Raw genomic sequence first — 6,233 nt, forward strand, 5'->3', positions numbered from 1 at the left:
ACGTGCTGGGCAGCCGTCAACCGTACGCGAAGGGGACCCCGGCAGGCTACGTGCGCGCCCGGGGTTCGCTCAGGCGGCCACCTCCACGAGGCGCTTCCCGTCGAACGTCATGACCTCGAAGTGATCGATCTGGTTGGGCGAGAAGGCCGCACCGCCGTGCACGTAGAGCGGGTTCTTCGCCTCTTCGGTCTTCGCGTTCGTGATGCCGTAGCCCCACTTCGGGACCGCCCAGGAGGTGACCGTCTCGCGCTCGCCGTTCTTGCCGACGGCGATCAGGGAGCACTTGAGCGGGCCCGTGACGTTCTTGAGCTGGAGGACGGCGTGGGTGCCCCAGTCCTTCTTCTCGACCGCGACCACGGCGTTGACCTGGGTCTTCGGGTCCGTGGCCTCCTTCTTGTCGGTCATGACCTCGAAGGCCGCCTTGGCGGGGCTGGTGGCGTGCGCCTGGGGCATGTTCGTCCCGGTGTCGCTGCCGCCGTTGACCGCCATGACGGTCAGCGGGCCGCCGATGATCAGCGCCGCGGCCGCCGCCACCAGGTACATGCCGCGCCGGCGCTTCTTGGCGCGCCGCTCGGACACCTCGTCGACCAGCCGCTCAGCGAGCCGTGGGCTCGGGCGCGCGGACAGGGACTCGGCGATGGCAGGGCTGCCCTGGGAGGCGGGCAGGTCCGCGAGCGCGGCGAGCATCGGCTCCATCCCGGCCAGCTCGTCGAGCTGCTGGGCGCACCACTCGCAGGTGGCGAGGTGCGCCTCGAAGGCGGTCGCCTCGGCGTCGTCGAGGATGCCGAGGGCGTAGGCGCCTACGGTCTCGTGAATGTCGCCGGGGCCTTGCTGTCCCCTTGGACCCTGCATGGCTCCTGGACCACCCGTTCCGTATCCCCCGTATGTGTTCATGCCGTCACCCCCCGCTCCTCCAGCGCCAGCTTCATCGAGCGCAGGGCGTAGAAGACCCGGGAGCGCACGGTGCCACTGGGGATGCCGAGGGTTTCGGCCGCCTCATTGACCGTACGCCCTTTGAAGTAAGTTTCGACCAGAACTTCCCTGTGAGCAGGGGTCAGGTCGTCCAACGCGTCCGACAGTGTCATCAGCCACAACGCCTTGTCGATCTCGTCCTCCGCGGGGATGACCTCCAGCGGCGACGGGTCGACCTCCTGAGGCCGGGCCTGCCGGCTCCGGTGGCCGTCGATGACGATGCGCCGGGCGACCGTCACCAGCCAGGGGCGTACCGAACCGGTTGCTCGATTGAGCTGACCGGCGTTCTTCCAGGCACGGATGAGCGTTTCCTGTACGACGTCCTCGGCGCGCTGGCGGTCTCCGGCGACCAGCCGCAGGACATACGCCAGCAGGGGCCCCGCGTGTTCCCGGTACAGCGCACGCATCAGCTCCTCGTCGGGTTCGGTCGACGAGGACTGGGACATGCGATGTCGGGCCCTTGGCCTTCGTTCATCAGCCACGGCGGAATCCTTGCGCACGCCTACCTCCGGTGTCCGGGGGTTCCCCCAGTCGGTCGCTCATCCCCGGGTACGTGCACTGGCGTGCGTGTGTTCAAAGTGGCCGCACATATTTCTTGATCGGGGTTTGAAAAGGGAGTTGAAGGGCTTTCTGAAAACTGGTTGCGGTCGGGGGGTCACGTACGGGTCACCTGCCGGCCGCACTCCGGTCCGCGGCCGGAAGGGCCGCCCGGCGGCGGAGTGGGCAGGATCACACCGGCCCGGACGTCCGGAACTGCCGCACGCCGGGGGCCGTCGTCGCGTACGGCGAGGTCACGGGCACCCCGCGCGACGAAACCCGGCGCGGGCCTCCGCTCAGGCGCGGGCGAGCGCCGCCCGGCGCCGGTGCCGGGCCACCCGCTCGCGGTTTCCGCACACCTCGCTGGAACACCAGCGCCGACGCCGGCCCCGCGAGGTGTCGAGGTAGACGATCGGGCAGTTGTCGCCCTCGCACTGCCGCAGACTCGCCCGCGCCGTCGGATCCGTGACCAGGTCGAGGGCGTCCCGGGCGACGACGGAGAGCAGTTCGGCGCAGCCGGGCGGGGCGTGCAGCCTGCGGTGCAGCGAACCGTCGTCCGCGCGTACCGCCCAGGGGGCGGGCGGAGCGGCGAGGGCGGCCGCGTTGACGCGGGCGAGTGCCGCGTCGGCCGGCCGGCCGTCCAGTTCTCCGCGCACCAACCGGGCGACGTGTCCGCGCAGTTCCCTGAAGGCGAGGAGCCACGCCGCGTCGGCCGAGCCCAGCGGGGTTCCCGCGGGGACCAGCTCGGAGGCGGCGATCCAGGCGCGCAGCCGGGCGGCCGAGTCGAGCCGTTCCTCGGGATGGGTGGTCGCCGTCAGGTCCAGGCAGATCCGCCCGGAGTCGAACCGCAGCTCGTACGAGGCCGTGGCCATGCCCGATGCCATGTGCCTGTCACCGCCTTGGGGTTACCGCCGTGAGGGGCCGGTGAGGGTCGTACCCCCTACAGTGCATGCCCGCGCGCCCGGCCGGAAGACTCAGTACCGCTCCCTTACCGCGTCCACACGGCGCCGGCTCCCCCGGCCCGCGCCGGACCCGGCACCGGCACGGGCTGGACGCCCGCTTATGCCGCCGCGCGCCTGGGCCATGTCACCTGTTCCGCGGCGCCGGTTGACTGAGGGACATGACGGACAACAGCACAGGGCGGCACAGCTCCGCCGGGGGTGTACTGGGTGCGGCCACGGTCGCGATGGGCCTGATCGCCGGGGTCTTCTACATCTTCGCCTGCGACATCATGCCGTCGCTGGCGCGCAGCGACGACCGCGTCTTCATCGAGGTCATGCAGAACATCAACGACGTGATCCAGAACCCGGTGTTCTTCGTGAGCTTCCTGGGCGCGCCGGTGCTCGCGGCGATCTCCGCGTGGCAGTTGCGCGGCACGGAAGGCGGCGCGCGCCGCTGGGTGCTCGCCGCCCTCCTCGCCTACGGACTGGCCTTCCTGGTCACCGTCGCCGTGAACATCCCGCTCAACGACGACCTGGCGAACGCCGGCGACCCGGCGAAGATCGGCGATCCGGCCGCCGTCCGGGAGAAGTTCGAGGACACCTGGGTCGCGTGGAACACCGTACGGGCGGTGCTGTCGACGCTCGCGCTCGCCTTCCTCGCCCGCGCCCTCTTCCTGTGCCGCAGGTCTCACACGTCCGCGTACTTGGAGTCCGCGACCGGGTCGAGCGCGAGCCGGTAGCCGCGCTTGACCACCGTCTGGATGAGCTTGGGAGCGCCGAGCGCGGTACGCAGCCGGGCCATCGCCGTCTCGACGGCGTGCTCGTCCCGCCCGGCGCCCGGCAGCGCGCGCAGCAGCTCGGCCCGGGCCACCACCCAGCCGGGCCGCCGCGACAGCGCCCGCAGCAGCGACATCCCGGCGGGCGGCACGGGCCGCAGCGTGCCGTCCACCATCACCGCGTGCCCGCGGATCTCCACCCGGTGCCCGGCGATGGGCAACGCCCGTGCGCGCGCCGGGAGTTCCTGGCACAGCAGCTGGACGAGGGGGCCGAGCCGGAAGCGCTCGGGCTGGACGGTGTCGATGCCGCGGGCCTGCAGCGGCAGCGCGGTGACGGGCCCCACGCAGGCGGGCAGCACGTCGTGGCCCAGCGCGTCGAGGAGTTCGGGCAGCAGCCCCCGGTCCTCCGCCCTCGTCAGCAGGGAGGCGGCGGCCGGCGCGCTGGTGAACGTGAGCGCGTCCAGACCGCGGGTGACGGCCGCGTCCAGCAGCCGGTCGACCGGTCCGAGATCCTCCGGCGGCAGCCACCGGTAGACCGGGACGCCGACGACCTCCGCGCCCGCGGCGCGCAGCGACTCCACGAATCCGGGCAGCGGCTCACCGTGCAGCTGGATGGCGATGCGCCGTCCCTCGACCCCCTCCTCCAGCAGCCGGTCCAGCACCTCGGCCATGGACTCGGACGACGGGGACCACTCCTCGGTCAGGCCCTGGGCCCTGATCGCGCCCTTCACCTTGGGGCCGCGGGCGAGCAGTTCCACTCCGCGCAGTCTGCCCAGCAGGTCCTCGCCGAGACCCCATCCGTCGGCGGCCTCGACCCAGCCCCGGAAGCCGATGGCCGTGGTGGCCACGACGACGTCGGGCGCCTGGTCGAGCAGTTCCTTGGTGGCGGCGAGCAGTTCGCTGTCGTCGGCGAGCGGCACGATCCGCAGGGCGGGCGCGTGCACCACCGAGGCACCGCGGCGCTGGAGCAGCGCGCTGAGCTCGTCGGCCCGGCGCGCGGCGGTCACGCCCACGGTGAATCCGGCGAGGGGACCGTTGTCCGGTCGCTGCTGTTCGTCGTACATGGCTCTCGTCTCGCGCTCGTCGAGTCGTCGTGCGGGGGGTGTCCTGCCCGGTGCCGTCGTCCCGGCGGCCCGTTCTCGTCCGCGGCGGCCCGCTGCCGTCCGCGTGTGACGGATCCGAGCCTGTCAACGTGCCGTGACAGGCTCGGATCAGCTTGATGTCGGGCGTGTTACGTCAGACCTCGGCGTAGCTGAGCTGGGGCTTCGCCTCCGTGGTGGCCGTGGTCGGTGCCCCGGCGGCGGCCGGGCGGCGAAGGTATACGGCCCAGGTGACCGCGAAGCACACCGCGTAGAAGGCGAGGAAGGTGACGAAGGCGCCGGTGCCGGAGCCGTAGGAGAGGAAGGACTGCCGGAAGGCGAGGTTGATGCCGACGCCGCCGAGCGCGCCCACCGCGCCGATGAGTCCCATGGACGCGCCGGACAGTCGCCGCCCGTGCGCGGCGGCCTCCTCCGCGCTCAGTCCCAGGGCGAGGGCCTTCGCCTGGAAGATGCCGGGGATCATCTTGTACGTCGATCCGTTGCCGAGCCCGCTGAGCACGAAGAGTACGACGAACACCGCGACGAACAGCGGGAGCGACTTCTGCATGCTGGCGACGACGAGGACGGCGGTCGCCGCGGCCATGCCCACGAAGTTCCACAGCGTGATCCGGGCACCGCCGTAGCGGTCGGCGAGCCACCCGCCGACGGGCCGGATCAGCGAGCCGAGCAGCGGGCCGATGAAGGTGAGGTACGCCGCCTGGAGGGGCGTGCGGCCGAACTGGTTGGTCAGCACCTGGCCGAAGGCGAAGCTGTAGCCGATGAACGACCCGAACGTCCCGACGTACAGGAAGGACATGATCCAGGTGTGCCCGTCGCGTGCGGCGTCCTTGGCCGCGCCGGTGTCGTTCTTGACGGAGGCGATGTTGTCCATGAAGACGGCGGCGAGCACCGCGGCCACCAGGATGAGCGGGATGTAGATCCCGAGGAGCATGCGCGGCCCGCCGCTCGCCCCGATGATGGCGAGCGCCACCAGCTGGATGACGGGCACACCGATGTTGCCGCCGCCCGCGTTGAGGCCGAGCGCCCAGCCCTTCTTCCGCAGCGGGAAGAAGGCGTTGATGTTGGTCATGCTGGAGGCGAAGTTGCCGCCGCCGATGCCGGCGAGCAGACCCACGAGCAGGAAGGTGTCGAAGGACGTCCCCGGCTTCATCACCGTGAACGCGGCGACGGTCGGCACGAGGAGCAGGCTCGCCGAGACGATCGTCCAGTTCCGGCCGCCGAAGATCGCCACCGCGAAGGTGTACGGCACGCGCACGGCCGCTCCGACCAGCGTCACCACGGACGTGAGCAGGAACTTGTCCGCGGGGGTGAGCCCGTACTCCGGTCCCATGAACAGGACGAGCACCGACCACATGGTCCAGATCGAGAAGCCGATGTGCTCGGAGAGCACCGAGAAGACGAGGTTCCGCCGGGCGATCTTCTCGCCCTTCTCCTGCCAGAAGGCCTCGTCCTCCGGATCCCATTCCTCGATCCAACGGCCTCCCCTGCTTGGTGCGGGGGCTGTATTAGGGGCTGTCATGACGCCTCCACGGTTCCGGTGCAGTGCGCGTGTCGTCCTGGGGATGACAACCGAAGGTAGGGAGGACGCGTTTCCGGCCTGTGGCCATGAGTGACCGGAAGGGAACTTTGCTCTCACTCGGGGCCGGGGCCGACGGTGAGGCCCCGCCCGGGGCTGGCGGTGAGGCCCCGCCCGGCTCAGACCTGCGGGGGCTGGGCGCCAGGGGGCTGGGGGACCTGGGGTGTCTGGGGCGTCTGGGGCGTCTGGGGCGTCTGGGGCGTCTGGGGCTGGGCGTACGGGTTCGGGGGCTGGGCGCCGGGGGCCTGGGGGTGGGCGTACGGGGACGCCGGCTGGGCGTAGGGGGACGCCGGCTGAGCGCCAGGGGCTTGAGAGTGGGGCTGCTGGGGCT

At 71.4% G+C, this 6,233-nt stretch carries 6 protein-coding genes; 1 reads left to right on the forward strand and 5 read right to left on the reverse strand.

The features are described from left to right. Positions 1 to 69: 69 nt before the first annotated feature. The 3 genes from BKI49_RS14485 to BKI49_RS14495 form a co-directional block, all read right to left on the reverse strand. Complete coding sequence (locus BKI49_RS14485) at positions 70 to 852, reverse strand: anti-sigma factor family protein (protein ID WP_028804710.1); 783 nt, start codon at positions 850 to 852, stop codon at positions 70 to 72. Positions 853 to 890: 38 nt separating this feature from the next. After that, complete coding sequence (locus BKI49_RS14490) at positions 891 to 1,472, reverse strand: sigma-70 family RNA polymerase sigma factor (protein WP_028804709.1); 582 nt, start codon at positions 1,470 to 1,472, stop codon at positions 891 to 893. A gap of 333 nt (positions 1,473 to 1,805) precedes the next feature. Beyond that, complete coding sequence (locus BKI49_RS14495) at positions 1,806 to 2,393, reverse strand: CGNR zinc finger domain-containing protein (protein ID WP_095934668.1); 588 nt, start codon at positions 2,391 to 2,393, stop codon at positions 1,806 to 1,808. 236 nt (positions 2,394 to 2,629) lie between these two features. On the opposite strand from BKI49_RS14495, the gene BKI49_RS14500 reads away from it, so the two are divergent. Continuing rightward, a complete protein-coding gene (locus BKI49_RS14500; RefSeq protein WP_095934669.1) occupies positions 2,630 to 3,190 on the forward strand; it encodes an anthrone oxygenase family protein in 561 nt (186 codons plus the stop codon). Here the strand turns inward: BKI49_RS14500 and BKI49_RS14505 are convergent. Together BKI49_RS14505 and BKI49_RS14510 are read right to left on the reverse strand one after the other, a co-directional pair. Then, the gene (locus BKI49_RS14505; protein ID WP_095934670.1) at positions 3,139 to 4,290 is read right to left on the reverse strand and encodes a uroporphyrinogen-III synthase; all 1,152 of its coding nucleotides are present in this window, start codon (positions 4,288 to 4,290) and stop codon (positions 3,139 to 3,141) included. The two genes, BKI49_RS14500 and BKI49_RS14505, sit on opposite strands and share 52 nt — an antisense overlap. 172 nt (positions 4,291 to 4,462) lie before the next feature. After that, positions 4,463 to 5,845, reverse strand: a complete 1,383-nt coding sequence (locus tag BKI49_RS14510) for a nitrate/nitrite transporter (protein WP_095934671.1) — start codon at positions 5,843 to 5,845, stop codon at positions 4,463 to 4,465. Between the last annotated feature and the right edge of the window lie 388 nt (positions 5,846 to 6,233).

The organism is Streptomyces sp. Tue6028 (genome assembly GCF_002300165.1).
Lineage (GTDB): Bacteria > Actinomycetota > Actinomycetes > Streptomycetales > Streptomycetaceae > Streptomyces > Streptomyces siamensis.

Coding starts and splice junctions, on each gene's coding strand:
- BKI49_RS14500 (WP_095934669.1), top strand. CDS start 2,630: ATGACGGACAACAGCACAGGGCGGCACAGCTCCGCCGGGGGTGTACTG.
- BKI49_RS14510 (WP_095934671.1), bottom strand. CDS start 5,845: ATGACAGCCCCTAATACAGCCCCCGCACCAAGCAGGGGAGGCCGTTGG.
- BKI49_RS14485 (WP_028804710.1), bottom strand. CDS start 852: ATGCAGGGTCCAAGGGGACAGCAAGGCCCCGGCGACATTCACGAGACC.
- BKI49_RS14495 (WP_095934668.1), bottom strand. CDS start 2,393: ATGGCATCGGGCATGGCCACGGCCTCGTACGAGCTGCGGTTCGACTCC.
- BKI49_RS14505 (WP_095934670.1), bottom strand. CDS start 4,290: ATGTACGACGAACAGCAGCGACCGGACAACGGTCCCCTCGCCGGATTC.